The 553-nt window shown below is 40.5% G+C and carries 1 pseudogene; it reads right to left on the reverse strand.

Features of this window, described 5'->3' with window-relative positions:
• Positions 1–553: pseudogene (locus tag ACFIM1_RS09500) on the reverse strand (hypothetical protein); the annotation flags it as partial.

The following is a 553-nucleotide window of genomic DNA, read 5'->3' on the forward strand; positions in this document are numbered from 1 at the left end:
TGGTTACCCGTAATCGCCTCACTAGACCCTTCAGAAATATCTCCATCTAAAAGTAACTTCAGTTTGCTCTTGCTTCTCTTGTCACCTTGCCCATGAAGCGCTACATACGCACTATCTTCATCACTCCACAACAATGCATTCTGCTTAATATTGTCAGTAACCTCTGTGTTGCTTTGAGTAAACTCTTTTTGAAGATTCTCAAAAGAGAGCCCTACACCTGCAAATGCTTCCGCTATAGTACTATAATCTTTATCTTCAACTTTAGTACCATCCTCACTAACGCTCTTAAATTTGAATGTAGGACTTGTCCATGTGCCGTTTTCATAGCTAGCATTACCGCCTAAAGTTTTCGCTACACTATCACCTAGAGCATAGAGCTGATTACCAGCTATTGCATCGCTTGAAGCAGCTGTAATGTCTCCATTCTTCAGAGATGTAAGCTTGCTGTTCTCTTTATTGTCTCCATGTGTTGCTACAAAAGCGCCTTTAGTCTTGTCCCATAACAAGGCATCTCCTTGAACTTCTTGAGTAATATTCGTGATGTTTTGAGTAA

Origin of the sequence: Bartonella sp. AC158YNML, from assembly GCF_042196725.1 — a bacterium.
Lineage (GTDB): Bacteria > Pseudomonadota > Alphaproteobacteria > Rhizobiales > Rhizobiaceae > Bartonella.